We start from the raw sequence: 21,932 nt of genomic DNA, 5'->3' as shown, positions 1-21,932 counted from the left end.
TTATAACTTGATTGTAACGCCCATGTTGTCACTTTGTAATACTCATAAGTTACAATATGTTGGACATTATTTAAAAAAATTGGCTCTGATTTGAAGTTGTTTACTTTAATTGAGCCATAAAAACAAGGTGATAAAATGAAAATAGAACGTGAAAAATGGTTGGATGTTGCCAAAATGATCGGCATCTTTTTGGTTGTTTATGGTCATTCTACAGAAGGTCCGAATTCTATTACATTTATTTACTGGTTTCACATGCCTCTATTTTTTATTATTAGTGGCTATTTATTTAAACCCGTGAATTCAATTAATGAACTCAAATTTTATATAAAAAAACTAACATATAGATTGCTTGTACCCTACTGTACGTATCTGATTTTATTTAGTTTATATAACATAACAATTGAGGTAATAGACGGAACGATTAACCAGTCAAATTTATCAAAAGAAGTCCTCTCATTGTTAATTGGTGGAAGGTTTATTACAGGGGTCCATGGTGTATTTTGGTATGTGACATGTTTATTTATTACACAAATATTATTTGCGTTAATCTGTTTATACTTTAAAAAGACTAGTACCCGCTTATTAATCGTCATTACTTGCTATTTAGGTGCACATTTTGAAACAATTAAATTAATTCCACAAATCGGTAAAAATACCTTTAATCAAATTTCCATTCCTTGGAATGTGGATGTTGCTTTACTAGCAATTTTCTTTTTAGGGTTAGGATTCTTTACGAAAAAATTGATCGCGTCAATTCATAATTTCCTTGGAATATCATGTATTACGCTTAGTATTGTTTATATGACCTTATATGAATTGAATAAATTAGACTACCATTTAAGTCTTAAATATTTAAGATATAACCATTTATTTTTGGATGCTTTAATTCCAATAACGATGACGATTGCCGTGCTTTATTTATGTCAAAAGCTAGCAAGATTACAATTTATCCAGCCTTACACTATATTTGGGAAAGAATCATTAACAATAATGTATATTCATATTTTTGCAAATGCTGTCTTTTCACAGTTTTTCGATTATGGGCCGTTATTGTACACAATGATTGGTTTAGCTGTGCCTATGATTGCGAAGAAATTTATTATTGAAACACAACCTACTATAAAACCATTGTTCATTGGTTTAAATGTAAAACGAAAACAACATTTAAACGCAAGAACTGCATAAAAAAAATAGCCCAAGGGCTATTTTTTTTATTTTAATGTAGCAACAGCTGCATCTGAACCTTTTTGAATTGAGCCAGTTGCTGTAACTTTAATATTTTCAAGCGCATCTCCATTTGTAAAAATAACTGGAGTAATTGTGCTTTTTGCATTTTCTTTAATATAGTCGATATTGAATGTTAATAAATGATCTCCTGCATTAACTTTTTGTCCTTCTGTTATATGAGCATCGAAACCTTCACCATTTAGTTTAACTGTTTCTAGTCCAACGTGAATTAAGATTTCAACACCCTCATTTGAACGAATTCCAATAGCGTGTTTTGTATGGAAAACTTGTACGATTTCTCCATCAAAAGGAGATACAACAACACCTTCTGATGGTGTAATTGCAAATCCATCACCCATCATTTTTTCTGCAAATACAGGATCTGGTACTTCAGATAGTGGATGTATTTCTCCAGTTAATGGCGCTTTAATAACAACATTCTTTGCTGCTTTAGTTACAGCTGCAGAACCTTGTTGTTGTTCTTCCTCTAAACCGAACATTTTTTTTAATTTGTTAAACATAATACTCACCTTTTCTTTAATTTAGATTCCAGTCTTATCATTATCTTTTCAGAAAAAATAATACTAATTATCCTAACAGAAAAATCACTTTTATGCTAAAGAAAAGTTGAACTTTTATTGAATTATTAACCAAACTGTCTTATTTTTACAATAAAAGACATAAAAACCGCTCATGAATCATTTAGTAGTAGTTCTAAAAGTTGGAAATACATATGTTAAAATAATGATGTATAACAAGATGTTCATCATTAAAAGATAGGAGCGATTTAAGTTGACTGAAATGGTTCCATTAGTTTTCTCACTTCAAAACAAAAAGATCACAATCGTCGGTGGAGGAAAAATCGCTTTTCGAAAAGCAAAAGCATTTATAAAAAGTGGTGCTACAATTACAATTATTAGCCCTCAACTTTGTGATGAATTCAAACAGTTTCCTACAATCAAATGGATTAATAAGTATTTTGAAAAAACTGATCTAACTGGAGCTCATATTGTGATAGCAGCTACTGACGATAAAAATATAAATAAATTCGTTAAAGACAGTACATCAGACTTCCAATGGTTTAATGATGTAAGTGATCAAAATAATAGTGATTTCCATACACCTGCTGTGGTTCGTAGAGGAGATCTGATTGTATCAGTCTCAACTTCAGGTAAAAGTCCAGTCTTATCAAAAAAAATAAAAAAGGAACTAGATAATTATTTTGACGATCATTATAGTGAAGTCGTGGATGAATATGCTGTTGAACGAAAAAAACCAGTCATAGAGTAATTTCATATGACTGGTTCTAATTGCAGGGACCTTTACATTATTGTTTTTTCAGCTTTGCTAAAGCTTCTGCAAATGGATTATTAAATGGTTCATCATCTTGTTTGTTCTGTTGCTTTAAATATTTTTGAACATCTCGTTTTGAAACTTTACTATTTTTTTCTTTTGAACGTCGATCTTTAAAAGTAGAAAGTTTTTCTCTATGTCCACATGCACATACAAAAATTTGACCTTCCCCTTCACCTCTTAGCTCTAAACGTTTGAAACAATTAGGGCATCTCGCGTTCGTAGACTGTGAAATTGTTTTACGATGACCACATTCCCTATCCTGGCAAACTAACATTTTTCCGCGTTTACCGTTCACTTCTAACATAAGCTTTCCGCAGTCGGGACATTTAGTGCTAGTCATATTATCGTGCTTAAATTTTTGCTCAGTTTGTTTTATTTCTTTCACAGCATCTGAAGAAAATTTAATCATTTCACTCATAAATTTAGATTTAGCTAATTTACCTTTGGAGATTGCCTGAAGCTTCTGCTCCCACTCGGCCGTTAGGGCTGGCGACTTCAAAGCTTCTGGAACAAGATTTAACAATTGCTTTCCTTTATTTGTGATGAAAATATCTTTTCCCTTTTTTTCAATTAAAAAGCTACTAAAAAGTTTTTCAATAATATCCGCTCTTGTTGCAACTGTTCCCAATCCACCTGTTTCGCCTATCGTCTTCTTTAGATCATTACTATTACCAGACATAAAATGAACTGGGTTTTCCATTGCACTTAAAAGTGTGGCTTCATTAAAGTACGCTGGTGGTTTCGTATACCCTTTAGTTTCAATAACTTTAACTACTTCAATACGCTCATTCTCTTTAATCATTGGTAAACGTTGATCTTCTGTACTCTCAAGATCATCTTCATCTTTAAAGACTTCTTTCCACCCCAATGATATAACCCTTTTACCTTTCGCAACAAATAACTCATTCTCAATTTCTGCGATAACTTTTTCTTGTTCATATACGTAAGGAGGTAGTAAGACTGCTAAAAATCTTCTTACGATTAAATCATATATTTTAAATTCTTTTGAAGAAAGCTCACTGATGATAGGTGCCTGCTCTGTCGGTATAATCGCATGATGATCAGAAACCTTTTTGTCATCAACGAATGACTTATTTACTTTAATCGGTTGATTCGTTAACTTCATAATGATTTTTCCATACGGTTTTATGTTACATGCTGATAATCGTTCTTTTAATGTATCTACTAAGTCCGATGATAGGTATCTAGAATCAGTTCGTGGATACGTAACGACTTTATGATGCTCATATAGCTTTTGCATAATCGATAAGGTTTCTTTAGGTGAAAAGTTAAATCTTTTATTCGCCTCTCTTTGAAGCTCAGTTAAATCATAAAGCTGCGGAGCAAAGGATTTTTTTTCAGCAGTTGATACTTCCTTTATCTTTAGCTGTTTTCCCTTTATCGCTCCAATAATCTTTTGTAATTCATCGGATGTTTTAATTTTCTGGTCATTTGACTTACGATTTTGCCACGTAAAGATTACATTATTTGCTAATACTTGTAACCCGTAATAAGTTTGTTGCTTAAATTCTTTTATTTCTTTTTCACGCTCTAAAATCATCGAAAGTGTCGGAGTTTGAACCCTACCACAAGATAGTTGAGCATTATGCTTACAAGTAAGTGCTCTTGTTGCATTAATCCCTACGATCCAATCTGCTTCAGCTCTTGCTACAGCAGAAAGATATAAATTTTCATATTCCTTACCACTACGTAAATTTTCAAAGCCTTTTTTTACTGCCTGATCTGTTGCAGAAGAAATCCATAGCCTTTTAATCGGTTTATTAACCTTTGCCATTTGAAGAATCCATCTTGCAACAAGCTCACCTTCACGCCCTGCATCCGTTGCAATAACAATATCGGAAACATCTTTTCTTAATAATTGAGATTTCACGGCTTGAAACTGCTTGCCTGTCTTTTTAATAACAACAAGCTTTAATTTATCTGGAATCATTGGTAAATCTTCTAAATTCCATGACTTATATTTATGATCATATCCCTCTGGATCAGCTAAAGTCACAAGATGCCCTAATGCCCAGGTCACAATATACTTTTTACCTTCTAAAAATCCGTTACCTTTTTGACTGCACCCTAGCACTTTAGCTATATCTCTAGCAACAGAAGGCTTTTCTGCTAATACTACTGTTTTACTCATAGACTACTCCTTAGTTTAAATTCAATATTCTTATTAACTAACTTTAACACTTCTACTAATCTAAATTCAAAATCTAATTGTATTACTTTTATCCAGGTATGGTAACACACTAGTGCTTTCAATTTAGTAAAATATAAAGTTTCTCATATAACTTTCTTTCCTCTAAATCGCAGTTTACCAGTGATTTACTAACTTCAAATAACTTTCTTCTTAAATCAAGACAATATTTAAGTTCATTTTCACTAAAATTGTTCATTTTTAACGCTTCCGCTGTAATCATTATTCTATATACTAAAGTTAGAGGAAATGAAAGACGCTCAATAAATGGCTTTTCTCTTTGTAATATAATTTTTTTTATATACATATTGAAGGGAGTAAATAGATGAATCCTCTATTGTTAGTTACAATCCTTTCAACTAGTGTTCTAATTTCTATTTCTTTATTTTTGAATAGAAAAAAGTCACCATTATAGTATGTTTTTCCACTAGTTATTTCCATATTAGGTATTGCTGTAATAATTTTTGGGGTAGTCGTAGGAAGATGGCATGGGCTTGGATTAAGTACAATTGGCTTTTCTCTATTTTTATCCTCAATAATTGCAATAATAGTAGTTTCGATCGTTTCTCTTAGAAAAGAGCATTAACTAAAAAGTACCTGGGATAACATTTTTCTCTCTATTTTTTCTTTTTTTGCTGAAAATTGACGTTTTATTTTACTAAGAAAACAAAGGGATTTACTCTCTATATGGCAAATTTAGTAATTAATTCCATATATAAGGAGAGAGACAATGATAAATAAGATTGTATCTGTGCTTTTGGGGGTATTTTTGTTCCTTTTACCCACTGCTAACGCAACTTCTTTTTCTCAAGGTTTTAGTGATGGAGAGTTATCGAACTATATAGATAATCTAAATTTAAACACTACTGAAGCCACTTTTGGACAATCGATTGAAGTTGGATTAACGACTAAAGAACATTTCAACAATGTAACTCTCACATTTAAAAACGGGACTAATTTGACGGAAGTTTTACTGAAAAATTCTTCGTCATCAGAACTTTACTATTCTGGAAAAATTGGGGTTGCAGCTTCTTTTACAAAAGGTACTTATCAATTAAGTTCAATTTCACTGGATGATCAAACGATAGCTGTTTCAGACCAAAATATTAATTTTATAATAAAAGATTTACCTACTCCGAAAATCAATCAAATTACGAATAAATCGACTTCCGTGACAGGATCATTTTTGGAAAAAAGCAGTGTCCAAATTCTTATCAACAATAAGCTGGTAAGTACTGTACAAACGGATACAAAAGGAAATTTTCAATTCAATACTAAACCTCTAAAAGAATTTACTAAAATAAATGCAGTTGGTGTTTCAATTGGATTAAAAAGTAAAATCGCTACATCATATGTTTCAGATGTAATCGCACCTACTATCACTTCAATACCTTCAATTTCAGATCAATCTCAAAGTATATCAGGTAAATCAGAGCCAAACGCTGATGTTCTTATTTACTTAAACAAGAAAGTATTAGCAAAAGGGAAAGTTAACACGGCAGGAAAGTTTACGATTAAAATGGCGAAGCAAAAGGCAAACACAGTTCTTCAAGTTGTTGCAGTTGATAAAAGTAAGAATCAAAGTAAACCTGTTTCCATTCGTGTATTAGATCGTACTGCACCTTCTGCTCCTACAATCCAAACAGTTAAAGAAAATGCTACGATTATTAGTGGAAAAACAGAACCAAACGCTTCCGTCAAACTGTATCTAAACGGGAAATATACTGCTAAAACGTCTGCATTAAAGAATGGTAGCTATTCTTTTAAGGTTACAAAGTTAAAAGCATTTACGCCTATAAAAGTACAATCAATTGACGCCGCCGGAAATCAAAGTAAGTTTTCATTTACCGAGGCAAAGAGCTCCAAGCCCCTTTCAAATGGGCAATTAATTATTGTTAATACAAAAACAAATAAACTTTCTTATTACAATAAAGGAAAACTAGTAAAAACATTTAATGTAGCAACAGGAAAAGCTTCTACTCCTACACCTACTGGTAAGTATAAAGTCTTAAATAAGATTAAAAATAGACCTTGGTATAAAGGAAATATTCCTGGTGGTGCTCCAAATAATCCACTCGGTAAAAGATGGATGGGTTTAAGTGCCGGTAGCTCGCCTGGAAGCTCATATGGAATACACGGAAATGCGAACGAAAGCTCAATCGGAAAATCGGTTAGTTCAGGTTGTATCCGAATGCATAACAGTGAAATCCAATGGTTATTCGATCAAATAAATGTTGGAGCGACAGTTATTATTGCAAAGTCTTCTAATTCAAATGGGCAAATTGCCCACTCATATGGTATGTCCATCGCCCAATAGCAAACCTTTTATGGTTTGCTTTTTTTTAGTTTAATAGACTACTATCTTTATTTGTAATAGCATTCTTTTCATATTTCACTGATAATATTTAGTAAAAAGGAAATCGTTAGAAAGGGGTAATTTTATTTTGAAGAGATATTTACCTATCCTTATTTTGTTTTTTGGTATTCTCTATATCTTTTTTATTCCCTCAGAGCCTGTAAGCATAAAAATACTATTTAAGATTATTCCAATGGTGTTGTTGATCAGTTATGCCTTTTTACAAACACCTTATCAGTCAACTAAATATCGTGTTCTTATCCTTTTTGGTCTTATGTTTTGTATGGTTGGTGACGGAACATTGATATGGTTTGTAGTCGGTTTAAGTGCTTTTCTAATTGGTCATTTGTTTTATGCTGCCGGTTTTATATCAAGATGGAACTTTTCAATTTATCGCCTACTAGCGATCATTCCAATTGCAGTTTATGCGATTTTTCTATGCTCTAATTTAGTAAAATCTTTAAACGAAAGTGGACAGGAAAATCTAGTTATACCGGTAATCGCCTATTCAGTAGCCATTTCTTTGATGGTATTTACAGCCATAATGACTGGAAACAAATGGGCTATTTTAGGAAGCTTATTATTTATTATTTCAGATTCTATCTTATCATGGGATCTATTTGTAGAAACTGTTAAACATAGTCATGAATTGATCATGATCACTTACTACTCTGCTCAGTTTTTCATCGCAAAAAGCATTTTAAATAGAAAGAGAGTTGCGTAATATTTTACTTTCAAATAAAGAAAGAACTACAATATATATGTAGCCTCTTTTCACTTATAACAAAGAATGAAAGCGCATTACATAAAAATTATGAAATGTAAAAAAAGGAGATTTTCATATGAAAAATGAGTTAATTAATCGTTTAATTAGTTATGCAAAAGTTGATACACAATCAAACGCAAGTAGTGCAACATGCCCTTCTACACCTGGCCAATTAACTTTAGGTCGCATGTTAGTGGAGGAACTAAACAAAATCGGATTAGTTGACGTAACAATGGATGACAATGGTTATGTAATGGCTACACTTCCGGCAAATTCCGACAAAGAAATTCCGACAATTGGATTTTTAGCACATTTAGACACGGCGACAGACTTTACAGGAAAAAATGTTAACCCTCAACTGGTTGAAAACTATGATGGAGGTGACATCGTGTTAAATGAGCGTTTAAATGTTGTATTATCTCCAAGTCATTCACCAGAGTTAAGTAAATATATTGGTCACACATTAATGACTACTGATGGGACAACATTACTTGGTGCAGATAATAAGGCTGGAATCGCTGAAATTATGACTGCCATGGAGTATTTAGTTCAACATCCAGAAATCAAACACGGTAAAATAAGAATCGCATTCACACCAGATGAAGAGATTGGTAGAGGCCCACATAAATTTGATGTAAAAGCCTTTGATGCTAAATATGCTTACACAATGGACGGTGGTCCACTAGGAGAGCTTCAATACGAGAGCTTTAATGCTGCAGGTGCAATGATTACAGTAAAAGGTAAAAATGTGCACCCTGGTACAGCTAAAGGTAAAATGATAAATTCTATGAAAATTGCCATGGAAATAAATAATTTATTACCTGTTGAAGAGGCTCCAGAATCAACTGAAGGCTACGAAGGCTTTTATCATTTAGTATCAATTGAAGGTGATGTAGAGCTAACAAAAATGCACTACATTATAAGAGATCATGATAAAACTAAATTTGCAAATCGAAAAGAGACCTTGTCGAATATTGTAAATCAATTAAAAGAAACACATGGTGAAAACAGTATAACGTTAGAGTTAAAAGATCAGTATTATAATATGGGTGAGAAAATCTTACCTGTTAAAGAGGTTGTTGACATTGCTCACGAGGCAATGACAAACCTAGAAATCACACCAATTGTAGAACCAATTCGTGGTGGTACAGATGGTTCACAGCTTTCATATATGGGACTGCCTACTCCAAATATTTTTACAGGTGGAGAAAACTACCATGGTAAATTTGAATACATTTCTATCGACAATATGATTAAAGCAACAAATGTTATGATTGAAGTGATCAAATTATATGAACAAAAGGCAACTTCTAAGTAAAAAATAGGACTGACAGTAATGTCAGTCCTATTTTTTTACTTAATTTTACGAATAAATACGACCTTTAAATAGTTACCTTCTTTAAACTGTTTAGTTGTTTTAAAATCATTAGGTAGACTGAATTCTTCCATTAATTTATATTGTCCTCCTAATTCTTTAAACGCTGTGTCAATAAACCCTTTAAATTTATTCATTCCAAAAGTACTACAATTTGTTGAAGCAACAATTACGCCATCTTTTTCTGTAATCGTAATCGCTTCTTTCAACAGATTCTTATAGTCCTTTTCAGCACGAAAGGTATGTTTCTTTGATCTTGCAAAGCTTGGTGGATCCAAAATAACCATATCGAAAGAAAGGTTCTTTTTAACTGCATATTTAAAGTAATGAAATACATCCTCTACGACTATGCTCTGAGAAGCAGGATCGATTCCATTAATTTTAAATTGTTCTTTTGTTTTATCTAAGCTCCGATTAGCTAAGTCAACGCTAGTAGTCCTACTTGCCCCTCCAATTGCTGCAAAGACAGAGAATGCACCTGTATATGAGAAAGTATTTAAGACTGTTTTCCCGTAAGCATATTTATCTCGTATTAATTTTCTAACTTCACGTTGATCCAAAAATACGCCTACCATTGCGCCATCATTTAAATAAATAGCAAAATTAACTCCATTTTCCTTTACGATAATAGGAAATTGACCCCTTTCCCCCATCACAAAATCATCTTCTTCAATATATTGACCCTTTGTATCGAAACGCTTTTTCTGATAAATCCCTTTGAATTCGACAATATTCTTTATCGCTTGAATAACCCAATCTTTGAATTGATAGATTCCTTCGCTATACCAACTAATTAAATAAAATCCGTCAAAAAAATCAATCGTTAATCCACCAATTCCATCGCCTTCCCCATTAAAGACTCTAAATGCTGTCGTATCAGAGCTATTATAAAACTGTTGGCGGTCTTCGATTGCTTGTTTAATTTTGTCTTCAAAGAACTTAGGACTAATCTCTTCATTCTCCTTCAAGCTAAGAATCCAACCTAAACCCTTATTTTGCTTTCCATAATAGCCCTTTCCAATAAAGCCATTACGCTCATCAACTAAATTCAGTTTCGTACCTTCACTAATTAAATCTTTACTATTCAAGATCGATTCTTTTGAAATTAGTGGATACCCATTTTTATAATCTCGTACAAATTTTTGTTTAATCTTTAGATTCATTTCTTTCATAAGCCCATCCATTCATTCACTTTTTACTCATTATTTCCATATTTCTAGACAAAAGTGTAAATTTTTTAATTTAAAATATTTCTTACTAATAACCGCTAAAAGCCTTTTAACGCTTAACGAGCTGTTAAGTCTTTCATTATAACATGCTATACAATTCACATAATCTTCAAAATAACTTTAATGTAATTGCAAAAGTGGCAATACTAAAGTAAAAGCCAAAATATTAAGTCAGAACACATTCATGATCTAAGTGAAAGGAAAAAATATGGAAGTCATAAATGAAACAAAACAAATAGAGGATTTAAAAGAGAATTACATAATAGGCAACCCTAAACTAACAAATTCAAAAATAGTATTTAAGGGAACAGGAAATGTTCTTTATTGTGATCATGACGATGTTCATTTAGTAAATAGCGCTATTCAGTTTAATGGATATGATTCGATTATTTTTCTTTGTAAAAGTAGTTTTGATTATTTACTCAATGCAACTGTTTACAATAATTCTGTGTTATTTTTTGGACGTGATAATTATTTTAACAGCAAACTAAATATCATTATTTCAGAGCAAAAAAATATCATTGTGGGGGAAGGTTGTTTATTTTCATTCGACTGTTGGTTTAGAACTGCGGACCCTCATCTAATTTACGATTCTTATACGAAAAAAAGAGTTAATCCAAGCAAAAGCATTTATATTGGCGATCATGTTTGGATTGGTCAACATGCTTTTATTTTAAAAGGAACACAAATCGGATCAGGTAGTATTATCGGAGGTATGTCGTTAGTTAGTGGGAAAAAAATTGAATCTAATTCTTCATATGCGGGCAATCCAGCAAGAAAAATTGGTGAATCGATTTTTTTTACTAATGACAGTGTACATGCCTATACAGAATTAGAAACTCAAAGTCATGATCTTTTTGAGAGTGAAAACTATATTTATTCATACAATCAGACCGAGATGCTCCCATTTTCTTCAATTGAAAAATCATTAACTGAATTAAAGTTGGTTTCAGAAAAACTTTATTTTATTAAAGAAAATTTGCAAATGAACCGAAACAAAAACCGATTTTTCATTGGAAATCCTATTGTTAAGCAGAGTTTTATAGATAGAATTAAAAGAAAATTTATATAATATTTAATGTTAAAGAAGTAATTTAATATTGCTTTATCTCCAAAATTAGAAATGTAAAAGAATTAATTTCTTTGGAAATAACTTCTTTTTACAACATTATTTTGATCATAAAAACACCCCTTAATTTCAATGTTATCCGACTAGGGCTTTTTAACGTTTACTTTAAGGGGCGCAATCAAACTAATTAGAGTTTTTATATCATTCATTAACCTGTTGGATTCTTCTAGCAAAATCAACAAATTTGAACTTGTCAGGACGGTGCCTAGATTGACCGTATTGTAATAGAGAACCATCGTCTAAATAGACGAACGTATTGACAACTACTACCATATCATAGCCATCTAAATCCAAATATTTTTGGTCATCTTCTGTACAAGCTTGTACTACAATTTCTTTTTTTGCAAAGCCAATATTTAAATGCAGCGTATTTTCTATATAATCAAAAATTGATCCTTCGCAGATTGACTTAGAAAGTTTTTCGACAAATACACTATTGTAGTACTCTTTATCTAAAATTATTTTTTTCCCGTCGATTTTCCTAGCTCTTACTACTTTCCAAACCGCTATTTGGTCATCTATTTCTAGTTGCTCTCTTATAAATTTACTTGGCCATTTCTTTTCAAGAATTTCTACAATCGTTTCTGCTTCTCTACCGATTTGATTTGATAATTCTTTAAAGCTAATTAAACCTGTTACTGGGAAATTTAACTTTGCAGTATCTAAAATAAACGAACCTTTACCTTTGACTTTATTTATATAACCGTTTTGCTCAAGCATTTGTAATGATTTTCTAATTGTATCTCTAGAGACATCGAATTGCTCCATTAATGTTTTCTCAGAAGGTATTTTACTACCAACAGAAAAAGCACCTTTTTCAATCTGTTCAATTAACTTATGATAGATTGAAATATACTTTGCGTTCATTTTCATCACCTAGAAAAATTTTATTATATTCTCACATTTTTCTCAAGAAGGTAACAAATAGACTCATAAGGACGCAACGTGAATTCGGTTAAATCCTGACTAGAATCAGTATAATTTGAAATGAGTATCTGCTTGTTATAATCCCCAATAGCAAGATCTTCTGGTAGTTTAAAAATAGTATCCTTGCCATAAAAGTTATTAATAACTAACAACATTTGATTCCCCAGTTTACGAGTGTATGCAAAGATTTGTTCATGATTTAGTAATAAAGAATGATACGTACCTGACGAAATAATCTCGAATTCTTTTCTTAAATTAATTAGTTTTTTATAATGATGAAACACCGAATCTTCATCAGCTAGAGACTTTTCGACATTTATTTGTTCGTAATCTTTTCCTGTTGAAATCCAAGGTGTCCCAGTAGTGAAGCCTGCATGTATTGAATCATTCCATTGCATAGGAGTACGAGCATTATCCCTTGATTTACTCTTTAAAATGGCTAATATTTCACTTTCTGGAACCCCGTTATCTTTTAATATTTTATAATAATTTAAGCTTTCTACATCTCGATAATCTTCAATTGCATCAAATTTAGGATTAGGCATACCTATTTCTTCTCCTTGGTAAATATATGGAGTTCCCCTTAATAAATGCATTGAAGTAGCAAGCATTTTCGCTGATTCTTTATGAAATTTTTGATCGTTTCCAATTCGTGAAACAATACGCGGTTGGTCATGATTACACCAAAATAAGGCGTTCCATCCATTTCCCGATTGCATACCTTTTTGCCACTGATCTAGAATTGTCTTAAGTGAGATAAAATCAAAATCCATTAATGACCATTTTTGCCCATCTTTATAGTCAATTTTTAAATGGTGGAAGCTAAAAACCATCGATAACTCATTCTCAGTCGGATTTGAGTATCGAATACAATGGTCAATTGAAGTTGAAGACATTTCACCAACAGTAATGATTTCTTCCCTCTTACCAAACGTCTCATCATTTAGCTTCTTTAAAAACTCATGAATTCGAGGTCCGTCTGTATAGAATCTTCTGCCGTCACCCGTTTCATCATCAACCATAACTTCTGGCTTTGAAATCAGATTAATTACATCTAAGCGAAACCCTTTTACTCCTTTATCAATCCAAAAGTTAACGATATCGAATATTTCGTTTTGTACCTCACTATTTTCCCAGTTTAAATCTGGTTGGGTTTTATCGAATAAATGTAGATAATATTCATTTGAATTCTCAACTTTTTCCCAAGTTGAACCACCGAATTTGGAGATCCAATTCGTTGGTTCTTTGCCGTTTTTTTCTTCCCTAAAAATATAGTAGTTTTTATATTTTTCATCTCCATTAAGAGCCTTCTTAAACCACTCATGTTCTGATGAAGTATGATTAAATACCATATCTAGCATTATTTCTATATCATAACGTTTCGCAGTTTTGATCAATTCATCAAAATCTTCCATTGTTCCGTATGCTGGGTCAATATTTCGATAATCTGCTACATCATAACCATTATCATTTTGAGGAGATACATAAAATGGAGTAAGCCAAATGTAGTCAACACCTAATTCTTTTAAATAATCAAGCTTTTTTGTAACTCCTCTTAAGTCTCCAAAACCATCTCCATTCGAATCATAAAAAGACTTAGGGTAAATTTGGTATATGACACTGTTCTTAAAATCCTTCATGTTGATAATCTCCTTGATTTATAAATAAATTCGAAAGGAAGGAAAATAGCTTTCCTTCCCCTTAAATAATTATGAGTTTTTCACTAGTAATTTTTTCTTGTTAAAGATAATCGTTAAAATGAATGGGACAACGACTGCAACTAGCATAGCGATTGAAAACATTCCAATATGTTTAGGTTGAATAGATAAAATGGCTGGAAGACCTCCAACACCTATTGAATTCGCCATTACACCTGTACCAACTGATACAATAGCCGCTATACCAGATCCAATCATTGCAGCTACAAATGGATAAGCATACTTTAAATTAATACCAAACATCGCCGGCTCTGTTACCCCTAAGAAACATGAGATAGCAGCAGGTATTGATACTTGTTTTTCTTCCTCATTCTTTCTATTTAGATAAATGATTGCTAAAACAGCTGAGCCTTGAGCGATATTTGATAAAGCGATCATCGGCCACAGATTCGTTCCGTTTAGCTGACTCATTAGTTGCAGATCAATTGCATTAGTCATATGATGCAATCCAGTTATAACTAGTGGTGCATAAAAGAATCCAAAAACTAAGGCAAATAGCCATCCAAATGAAGATGTTAATCCTGAATAAACTAAATGTGAAATAACTGAACCGATTTTCCAACCGATCGGGCCTAATACTACATGTGCAATTAAAACTGTTGGTACTAATGCAAAGAACGGGACAACAATCATTGAAATTGCACTTGGTACGATTTTTCGAATATTTATCTCTAAAATTGATAAAGTGAAACCGGCTAATATAGCTGGAATAACTTGCGCTTGATAACCAATCATATTAATTTTAGCAAAACCAAAGTCCCAAACTGGAGGTACAGTCCCACTTGCTACTGCATATGCATTAAGTAGTTGTGGTGAAACAAGTGTGATACCTAAAACAATCCCTAGAATTTGAGTCGTACCCATTTTCTTTGTAATTGACCATGTAATACCGACTGGCAAGAAATGAAAGATGGCTTCACCGATCAGCCATAAAAAAGAATGTGTACCTGCCCAAAATTGAGAGGTTTCGACAAGCGTTTTTGTACCATGATCTAGTAGTTTAATATCTCCTATAATGTTACGGAATCCTAAGATCAACCCCCCTACAATAATGGCAGGAATTAATGGTGAAAAGATTTCCGCTAAGTGAGCAAGTAATCTTTGAATCCATGTCATATTTTGCCTTGCTGCTATTTTAGCTTCTTCTTTGGAAGTTTCCTCTACCCCAGCTAACTTTACAAATTCATTATAAAAAATAGATACTTCATTACCGATAATGACTTGAAATTGCCCAGCTTGCGTAAAAGTACCTTTAACGATTTTAATTTCTCGAATCATTTTTTCATCAGCTTTTTTTACATCTTTCAGAACAAAACGCATTCGTGTTGCACAATGAGTTACTGTAGCGATGTTTTCTTTACCACCAATGGATTGAAGTAATTGTTTTGCTTCATCACTAAATCGGCTCATGTTATCCCCTCCTCGAGCAATCTATAATTTATTTAATCATTTTTATTTATCCTGTACGTACAAGATTAGTATATTCTTGTACGTACAGGATTGCAAGCGTTTTTTGTAAACGTTCTCACTCCTTATTCATTTCCATGGAAATCGCTTTAATTTTAAATAAGGCGTCATGACATTAATGCTTACACTCAACTTCTAATTGTAAATTACGATTACCAAGTACTAGCAGACTATACTTTATTTAGTGATCTTCATGAATCCGTATTTTAATAGAATAAAAAACCGTTAACCTCTATCTGTTTCCAGGTAGAGCATTAACGGTTTTTCGTTTTTATTACATAGATTCCTCTGTAAAGTGATCAAATACGATACAGCCCGCTCCTTGTGCAACGATATTATACGCTGTTGATGATTTAATGATTTGAACAGGACTGTATGGATATTTCCTTAATCTTGCTTGTGCTGTTTCGCATGCTACATCAAAAAATAATGGCTTTGGAACTAAAGTACCACCACAAATTACAATATCAGGTCGAACAATATAAATAAGATTAGTCAGTCCAATACCAAAGTAATTAGCAGCCTCTTTTATGACTTCTAAACAAAGTGCGTCTTCTTTTTCTAAGGCATCAAGAATTCTATGATAGCTAATATTTTCGATATCGTTTAATTCATCCTTCAAAGAAGTCATTTCACCGCGCTTAACACGTTTGATCACCTCTGTTCGAATTGCAGGTAAACTACTGTACGCTTGTAGACAACCATATGAACCACATGAACAAAGTTTTCCATGAATATCAACGATTATATGGCCAAAAGCATCGTCCATTTCGTTCTTATTATTTATTAATTTACCTTGTTGAATAATTCCACATCGTATTCCCATATCACTAGAAACAAAAACTATATTTTTGTTCTCTTTACTGAAATTTAGCCTGTACTCCGCTAGGGCGGCTAAATTTGTACCGTTATTAAGTAATACTGGGCATTGATTAGCTTCTTCTAGGTGCCTAACAATATTTAGATCGTCCCATCCATCTTCTAAAGATGATCCTGATTTAATCATTACACCCTTTTCTTGATCGATTGGATCCAACACCCCAATTCCAATACCTAATAATCGTTCTCTATTAATACTATTTTGATCTAATAATTCTCTTACGCTTTTGGTTACAAAATCTAAAGTATATTCCCCAGTACTCACATTGCTCATTTTCAACTTTTTAGAATCGATAATAGATAGATTTAGGTCAAGCAGTAGTACTGTTGTATATAAATTCGTGATTTCGACACCGATTAAGTAGAACGCAGTTTGGTTAATCACATACAAGGCTGGTCTCCTTCCGCCGCTAGAAACCCCTAAACCAGTGTCGTATATAAGTCCTTCCTGTACTAGTTCATCTAATAACCGAACACAAGTAGTATGCTTATACCCTGTCGTCTCTGTTAATGTACTAACTTTAGTTGGCCCTAATTTTCGTATTAGACTATATAAATGCTTTAAACTTTTTATTTTGGGCGACTGATAACCTATAAATTGCCTGATCATTGACTCCTCCAACACTCTAATCTTATTTTACTTTCACTTAACTTTTTATATTTTATGAATTAAGTATAGCTATTTATACACTATATTTACAGCGGTTTTGGTAAAAAGAAGTTAACTTTTTACCAAAATGGTTTTTAGTCTGTTTACAAGTTAGGAATTATCCATTAGACTTATGTTAAAAGCATGATTATTTATTAGAATTCTTAAACAAACCCTATCGCTCATTTTTGGAGGTTAAATAAATGCATAAAACTGAACATATTTTAGAAACAAGAGATTTTATACTAAGTAAAACAAGCTACCGTCCTACTGTTGGATTAATATTGGGTTCTGGCCTAGGTACTCTTGCAGATGAAATCGAAAACTCTGTTGTAATTCCTTACAGTGAAATTCCTCACTTTGCAAAGTCTGAAGCAGTTGGACATGCAAATGAATTAGTAATTGGTGAGTTAAAAGGTCAAGCGGTGGTAGCAATGAAAGGCCGTTTCCATTATTATGAAGGCTTTACTTTAGATGAAGTAACATTCCCTGTGCGTGTAATGAAAGCACTTGGAGTAGAAAAGTTAATCGTAACAAACGCTTGTGGTGCTGTTAACACGAACTTTAAACCAGGCGATTTAATGTTAATTACTGACCATATCAATTTAGTAGGAACAAATCCTTTAATTGGACCAAATAACCCAGAACTAGGAACACGCTTCCCAGATGTTTCTGAAGTATATAACAAAGAGTTACGTAGCCTTGCATTAGATGTTGCTGCGAAACAAGATCTTAAATTACAACAAGGTGTATACGCTTGGTGGAGTGGCCCTTCATACGAAACACCTGCTGAAATTCGCATGATTCGTACCCTTGGTGCTGATTCTGTAGGAATGTCAACGGTTCCTGAAGCAATCGTGGCTGTTCACGGAAATATGAAAGTATTAGGTATCTCTTGCCTAACTAACATGGCTTGTGGCATCTTAGACCAACCATTAAACCACGAAGAAGTAATTGAAGTAGCAAGCATGGTTAGAACGAAATTTGTTAACTTAGTTAAGGGCATTTTAGAAGAAATGTAATTCGAAATGCGGAAGGCGTTTGAACAGCCCCGACAAGCATAAGACAAAGAACGATAAAGGATGGTTTTTACCTTTATTAAGCTTCGGCTTATGACCTCGAGGGGCTAACGCCTGGAGCTAGACAATACAAAAAAGCGTTTGAGTAGTTCTCAAGACAGTATTACCGGAGAAATATCTGCTCAACTAGGCAGAAATTAGATAAAAGTAAAGAGGTTTTTCCTCTTTACTTTTTTTATGAAAACGGGGTGTAAATTTGAAAGGTATACTATTTATTATTATTGGTTCTGTTTGTTATGGCGTTTTGTCTACTTTTGTAAAATTGGCTTATGGTGATGGTTTTATTGTAAATGATGTAGTCGGAATTCAAATGTTTGTAGGGGCTCTATTGTTATGGTCCATCGTACTTTTAAATAAAAGTAGATCTGCTAAATCAAATAATCAACAATATTCAAAGCCTACAAAGAGAGAAGGTTTATTGCTTGTTGTATTTGGGTCTACGACTGGCTTAACAGGGATGTTTTATTATTTGGCTTTGCAATACATTACAGCCTCATTAGCAATCGTACTGTTATTCCAGTTCACTTGGATTGGCGTTTTATTAGAATCAATAGTCAATCGAGAACTTCCTGAAAAAAGTAAATTGTTCTCACTGATTCCTCTTGTAATCGGTACAATCTTTGCGACAAATGTTTTAACCGATGGAATTGGTTCACTGAATTGGTTTGGGGTATTATTTGGGGCGTTATCCGCGGTTTCGTATAGTATTTTTATCTTACTAAGCGGTAGAATCGCCTTAAAAGCTAATCCTATCACAAAAACCGCCTTAATGATAACAGGTGGTTTCATCATTTGTGCGATCTTCCTACCACCTACATTTTTCACAAATTGGCACTTATTTGTAGAGCTTTCATTAAAGTACGGGTTAATCTTAGGCTTTCTAGGTCCATTTTTCTCTACATTAATGTTTTCAAAAGGCGTTCCTTTAACGGGTTCTGGTCTTGCTTCTATTTTAGGTGCAGCAGAGTTACCGACAGCTACATTCATGTCAGCAATCGTATTGAAGGAAACGGTTGGTGTTCTACAATATTTTGGTATCATTTTAATTTTAATCGGTATCGTTTTACCTGAATTTCTTAATAGGAAGTCACTTCAATCAGCATAAAAATATTTTTTTCAATAAAACTCATAAAAGATACATTATATAACATAAATCTACTAATACTTCGAATAATTAAATAGGTATTCCAATCTTAGACTGGAAACAATGTGGACAAGTAGTTTGTATGATCACAGACCAAGATTTAGCTTTACGTGGTATTAATCAAGGTGGAAACGCGAATGCTTCCCAAGTAATGTCTAATAATATTGTGACGATTGATTGTAACGCAAGTCTCAAGAGGCATCACATTTAATGGCACAACATCAAATCAGAAGATTACCAGTCATAGAAAATGGTAACCTTGTTGGTATCCTTTCACTCGGTGACTTAGCAGTACAAGAGCAGTCAGATGAAAGTGCTGGCGAAGCACTATCACAAATCTCTCAGAATGATATCCAATAACTAGAAAAATGGGACCGATGTATTTAGTATTCGGTCCCATTTTTACTTTTTACTTATTCATTTGTGCGAGAAAATCTCCGAGTAGACTATCCATATCTTCCTCTTCAATTTCTTCTTTAGCTGCAGAGATTTCGCTTTTGCTTGCAGCATCCCAATTAAAGTTATCTAAATCATCATCATCAAGATCGGACTTTCTTCCGGTCTTATCTAAATTCGGTTCGCTTGAACGTTTTGATTGAACAGGTTCCAATTCTGGCTCTAATTCATTCATTTCTTCTTGAAGATATAACGCCTCTTCAATTGCTAAACTATTACTATTTAGCGATGTAATAAGAGAAGCAGTTCGAATCGGGTTGGATAATAATTGATACACAATACTACCTAATAATGCCTCAGAATGTTCATGTTTTAACCAATCTCTTTGAGCTTTATCTAGGCTTTTCGGAAGTGGAATCGTTATTGTTTGCCTTTGCTTTGATAATGAGTCATTCACTCCGCTTATTACGTACTCAGCAATCTTACTTGAAAAGTTTCGCCTTTCGCTTTGTTTAAGCTGCTGCAAATGTTTAATAATCTGATCAGGCGTATCAGAAGGGATACGAAATGTAATAGGTTGTCCCCTCGTCAATTCTTTTTCCTTCATGGAATCACCTTATTTTGCTTTAGACATTTTTTGTTCTTCTTTTCCAGTATGTTGTGCTTCTCTTCTAACTTCTCTAGCTCTTTTTAATTCAAAATCAGCGATTAGCTTATAATAAGCATTCGCCATCATCCAGATACTTTCCTTCTCGTCCTCAAAGAAATCGATATTATAACCATCTAGGTTATTATTAAGTGTTTTAAGATATTCTTTTAAGATCAACGACCCTCCACCAATGAAATAGCATATTTCAGTTTGAGAGTTCTTCTGCCAAATATTTCTCAAATGGCGATATTGTTTTTTTGCTAGTTCTAACAGAATACGGTCTACAATATCATGAACGCTTGTCCGACTACCTTTAACCATTATATGATTTCGATCATTTTTCTTCGTAATGATCTCTACAACATCTCTTCGGCTATCAAGTTCAACTCCATGTCTTGAACGAATCTCTTCACGAATAGCTTCAAGGGATTCTGCCACACCAAGATTAAAACCTTGAGCTTTATCGTCATCTACCTTTCGATTCCTAATGACCGCAATATCAGTTGATAACCCTCCGATGTCTTGAATAAGGATTTTTTTATCTATAAGGTCTTTATTAATTATGTTTAAATGATTGTCCATAACTAAGTTAATAAAAGCTGCAAATCCTTCAGGATAAACTTTAACATCTTCAAACTTAATATTAACTTTTAAACCTTGATGTCTTGGTGTTACTAAAAACTCTACTTGGTGAACTGAGCCAAGTAATCGTGAACGATAACCTACGTCCTTTCCTTCCTTTACTTCTCTAAGCGGAAGACCCGTTCCCAATACATATGTTGCCTCAATTACATTATTAGAGTTTTTTACAATTTGTTTATTCTCTTCTCTAGCAGCATCTAACGCTAAAGCTGCAAATAACATAATAAGTGTTTGATCCTCTTCAGACTTATTACTCCCAGGATCTAATTCGGTTGCATTACCACTTTTTGTTGCCAAATTCCCTACACGATAAACAGTATTATTCTCTTTTAATGTAGGAGAGTGAACGCGAATATGTATTCCATCAACTGGATCTTGGTTGTCTAATTCTTCTATCCCAATGATTGGACGATCTTCTGTATCCCTTGCAATAATATTAGGAATATTAATTTCAGATTCCATCTTCCCAAAAATTCCTTTGAGTGAATCGTTTCCTACATCAATAGCAGCTATACGAGCATTTACCACCTAAATCATCCCTTTCGTTAATAGGTTTACATATTTATAGATAATTCTGATATTAGATTATCTAACTTTAGCCATCTGGTCAATGTCCACCACTGAACTATTATTAAAATGTAACTGAAATGTCATCTTGTATACAATATTGTAAACACATAAACTCGTATACAATAACGTATACATGTGTACAAAAGTGTATACAAATGTTTACAA

17 protein-coding genes and 2 pseudogenes are annotated in these 21,932 nt (G+C 33.0%); 10 read left to right on the top strand and 9 right to left on the bottom strand.

Annotation, left to right across the window (positions count from 1 at the left end; all coding sequences use genetic code 11):
- The first annotated feature begins 135 nt into the window (after positions 1–135).
- Positions 136–1,185 (top strand): acyltransferase family protein, encoded by a 1,050-nt coding sequence (locus tag ACSBO6_RS00535; RefSeq protein WP_098845805.1) that lies wholly within the window; start codon positions 136–138, stop codon positions 1,183–1,185.
- A gap of 26 nt (positions 1,186–1,211) precedes the next feature.
- Here ACSBO6_RS00535 and ACSBO6_RS00530 read toward each other — a convergent pair whose 3' ends face one another.
- The gene (locus tag ACSBO6_RS00530; protein WP_498843987.1) at positions 1,212–1,748 is read right to left on the bottom strand and encodes a PTS sugar transporter subunit IIA; all 537 of its coding nucleotides are present in this window, start codon (positions 1,746–1,748) and stop codon (positions 1,212–1,214) included.
- A 280-nt stretch (positions 1,749–2,028) separates the two neighbouring features.
- Between ACSBO6_RS00530 and ACSBO6_RS00525 the strand changes: the two genes are divergently transcribed.
- The gene (locus ACSBO6_RS00525) at positions 2,029–2,517 is read left to right on the top strand and encodes a precorrin-2 dehydrogenase/sirohydrochlorin ferrochelatase family protein (protein ID WP_286138298.1); all 489 of its coding nucleotides are present in this window, start codon (positions 2,029–2,031) and stop codon (positions 2,515–2,517) included.
- Between the two features lie 37 nt (positions 2,518–2,554).
- Here the strand turns inward: ACSBO6_RS00525 and ACSBO6_RS00520 are convergent, their stop codons facing one another.
- Entirely contained in the window at positions 2,555–4,735 is a 2,181-nt protein-coding gene (locus ACSBO6_RS00520; protein ID WP_098845803.1) for a DNA topoisomerase III, read from the bottom strand.
- A gap of 484 nt (positions 4,736–5,219) precedes the next feature.
- Here ACSBO6_RS00520 and ACSBO6_RS00515 point away from each other — a divergent pair.
- The 4 genes and pseudogenes from ACSBO6_RS00515 to pepT all read left to right on the top strand — a co-directional run.
- Positions 5,220–5,378 (top strand): annotated as a pseudogene (locus ACSBO6_RS00515) (YesK family protein); the annotation flags it as partial.
- Between the two features lie 144 nt (positions 5,379–5,522).
- The gene (locus tag ACSBO6_RS00510; RefSeq protein ID WP_180232899.1) at positions 5,523–7,109 is read left to right on the top strand and encodes a L,D-transpeptidase; all 1,587 of its coding nucleotides are present in this window, start codon (positions 5,523–5,525) and stop codon (positions 7,107–7,109) included.
- Between the two features lie 127 nt (positions 7,110–7,236).
- Positions 7,237–7,872, top strand: a complete 636-nt coding sequence (locus ACSBO6_RS00505) for a lysoplasmalogenase (RefSeq protein WP_498843986.1) — start codon at positions 7,237–7,239, stop codon at positions 7,870–7,872.
- Between the two features lie 118 nt (positions 7,873–7,990).
- Entirely contained in the window at positions 7,991–9,232 is a 1,242-nt protein-coding gene (pepT, locus tag ACSBO6_RS00500; RefSeq protein WP_498843985.1) for a peptidase T, read from the top strand.
- A 35-nt stretch (positions 9,233–9,267) separates the two neighbouring features.
- On the opposite strand, the gene ACSBO6_RS00495 is transcribed toward pepT, so the two are convergent.
- On the bottom strand, positions 9,268–10,461 hold the full coding sequence (locus ACSBO6_RS00495) for a class I SAM-dependent rRNA methyltransferase (protein ID WP_483295179.1): 1,194 nt from the start codon (positions 10,459–10,461) through the stop codon (positions 9,268–9,270).
- A gap of 265 nt (positions 10,462–10,726) precedes the next feature.
- On the opposite strand from ACSBO6_RS00495, the gene ACSBO6_RS00490 reads away from it, so the two are divergent.
- The gene (locus tag ACSBO6_RS00490) at positions 10,727–11,590 is read left to right on the top strand and encodes an acyltransferase (RefSeq protein ID WP_498843984.1); all 864 of its coding nucleotides are present in this window, start codon (positions 10,727–10,729) and stop codon (positions 11,588–11,590) included.
- A 198-nt stretch (positions 11,591–11,788) separates the two neighbouring features.
- Here ACSBO6_RS00490 and treR read toward each other — a convergent pair whose 3' ends face one another.
- The 4 genes from treR to ACSBO6_RS00470 all read right to left on the bottom strand — a co-directional run bounded on the left by treR (position 11,789) and on the right by ACSBO6_RS00470 (position 17,248).
- Entirely contained in the window at positions 11,789–12,514 is a 726-nt protein-coding gene (gene treR / locus ACSBO6_RS00485) for a trehalose operon repressor (RefSeq protein ID WP_098845797.1), read from the bottom strand.
- Positions 12,515–12,537: 23 nt separating this feature from the next.
- Positions 12,538–14,214 carry an alpha,alpha-phosphotrehalase gene (treC, locus tag ACSBO6_RS00480; protein ID WP_098845796.1) on the bottom strand — a complete coding sequence of 559 codons (1,677 nt, stop codon included), beginning with the start codon at positions 14,212–14,214 and terminating at the stop codon, positions 12,538–12,540.
- Positions 14,215–14,283: 69 nt separating this feature from the next.
- On the bottom strand, positions 14,284–15,702 hold the full coding sequence (gene treP, locus ACSBO6_RS00475) for a PTS system trehalose-specific EIIBC component (protein WP_098845795.1): 1,419 nt from the start codon (positions 15,700–15,702) through the stop codon (positions 14,284–14,286).
- A 331-nt stretch (positions 15,703–16,033) separates the two neighbouring features.
- Complete coding sequence (locus ACSBO6_RS00470) at positions 16,034–17,248, bottom strand: ROK family protein (RefSeq protein WP_098845794.1); 1,215 nt, start codon at positions 17,246–17,248, stop codon at positions 16,034–16,036.
- Between the two features lie 242 nt (positions 17,249–17,490).
- On the opposite strand from ACSBO6_RS00470, the gene ACSBO6_RS00465 reads away from it, so the two are divergent.
- From ACSBO6_RS00465 to ACSBO6_RS00455, 3 genes and pseudogenes are all read left to right on the top strand, one after another.
- Positions 17,491–18,309: a purine-nucleoside phosphorylase gene (locus ACSBO6_RS00465; RefSeq protein ID WP_498843983.1), complete on the top strand. Its 819-nt coding sequence runs from the start codon at positions 17,491–17,493 to the stop codon at positions 18,307–18,309.
- Between the two features lie 253 nt (positions 18,310–18,562).
- Entirely contained in the window at positions 18,563–19,471 is a 909-nt protein-coding gene (locus tag ACSBO6_RS00460) for an EamA family transporter (protein ID WP_498843982.1), read from the top strand.
- 246 nt (positions 19,472–19,717) lie between these two features.
- Positions 19,718–19,870, top strand: a pseudogene (locus ACSBO6_RS00455) (CBS domain-containing protein); the annotation flags it as partial.
- A 49-nt stretch (positions 19,871–19,919) separates the two neighbouring features.
- Here ACSBO6_RS00455 and ACSBO6_RS00450 read toward each other — a convergent pair.
- Both ACSBO6_RS00450 and ACSBO6_RS00445 read right to left on the bottom strand, forming a co-directional pair.
- Positions 19,920–20,513 (bottom strand): hypothetical protein, encoded by a 594-nt coding sequence (locus ACSBO6_RS00450; RefSeq protein ID WP_498843981.1) that lies wholly within the window; start codon positions 20,511–20,513, stop codon positions 19,920–19,922.
- A 9-nt stretch (positions 20,514–20,522) separates the two neighbouring features.
- A complete protein-coding gene (locus ACSBO6_RS00445; protein WP_098845790.1) occupies positions 20,523–21,725 on the bottom strand; it encodes a ParM/StbA family protein in 1,203 nt (400 codons plus the stop codon).
- Positions 21,726–21,932 lie beyond the last annotated feature (207 nt).

This window comes from Bacillus sp. AL-1R, from assembly GCF_052180195.1.
Lineage (GTDB): Bacteria > Bacillota > Bacilli > Bacillales > Bacillaceae_G > Gottfriedia.
This window is presented reverse-complemented; position numbering and strand designations above follow the sequence as displayed.

What these genes read in the sequence shown, in the direction of transcription:
- ACSBO6_RS00495 (WP_483295179.1), bottom strand. Translation starts at nt 10,461, where the DNA reads ATGAAAGAAATGAATCTAAAGATTAAACAAAAATTTGTACGAGATTAT.
- ACSBO6_RS00520 (WP_098845803.1), bottom strand. Translation starts at nt 4,735, where the DNA reads ATGAGTAAAACAGTAGTATTAGCAGAAAAGCCTTCTGTTGCTAGAGAT.
- ACSBO6_RS00490 (WP_498843984.1), top strand. Translation starts at nt 10,727, where the DNA reads ATGGAAGTCATAAATGAAACAAAACAAATAGAGGATTTAAAAGAGAAT.
- ACSBO6_RS00525 (WP_286138298.1), top strand. Translation starts at nt 2,029, where the DNA reads ATGGTTCCATTAGTTTTCTCACTTCAAAACAAAAAGATCACAATCGTC.
- ACSBO6_RS00535 (WP_098845805.1), top strand. Translation starts at nt 136, where the DNA reads ATGAAAATAGAACGTGAAAAATGGTTGGATGTTGCCAAAATGATCGGC.
- ACSBO6_RS00450 (WP_498843981.1), bottom strand. Translation starts at nt 20,513, where the DNA reads ATGAAGGAAAAAGAATTGACGAGGGGACAACCTATTACATTTCGTATC.
- treC (WP_098845796.1), bottom strand. Translation starts at nt 14,214, where the DNA reads ATGAAGGATTTTAAGAACAGTGTCATATACCAAATTTACCCTAAGTCT.
- ACSBO6_RS00465 (WP_498843983.1), top strand. Translation starts at nt 17,491, where the DNA reads ATGCATAAAACTGAACATATTTTAGAAACAAGAGATTTTATACTAAGT.
- ACSBO6_RS00530 (WP_498843987.1), bottom strand. Translation starts at nt 1,748, where the DNA reads ATGTTTAACAAATTAAAAAAAATGTTCGGTTTAGAGGAAGAACAACAA.
- treR (WP_098845797.1), bottom strand. Translation starts at nt 12,514, where the DNA reads ATGAACGCAAAGTATATTTCAATCTATCATAAGTTAATTGAACAGATT.
- treP (WP_098845795.1), bottom strand. Translation starts at nt 15,702, where the DNA reads ATGAGCCGATTTAGTGATGAAGCAAAACAATTACTTCAATCCATTGGT.
- pepT (WP_498843985.1), top strand. Translation starts at nt 7,991, where the DNA reads ATGAAAAATGAGTTAATTAATCGTTTAATTAGTTATGCAAAAGTTGAT.
- ACSBO6_RS00510 (WP_180232899.1), top strand. Translation starts at nt 5,523, where the DNA reads ATGATAAATAAGATTGTATCTGTGCTTTTGGGGGTATTTTTGTTCCTT.
- ACSBO6_RS00470 (WP_098845794.1), bottom strand. Translation starts at nt 17,248, where the DNA reads ATGATCAGGCAATTTATAGGTTATCAGTCGCCCAAAATAAAAAGTTTA.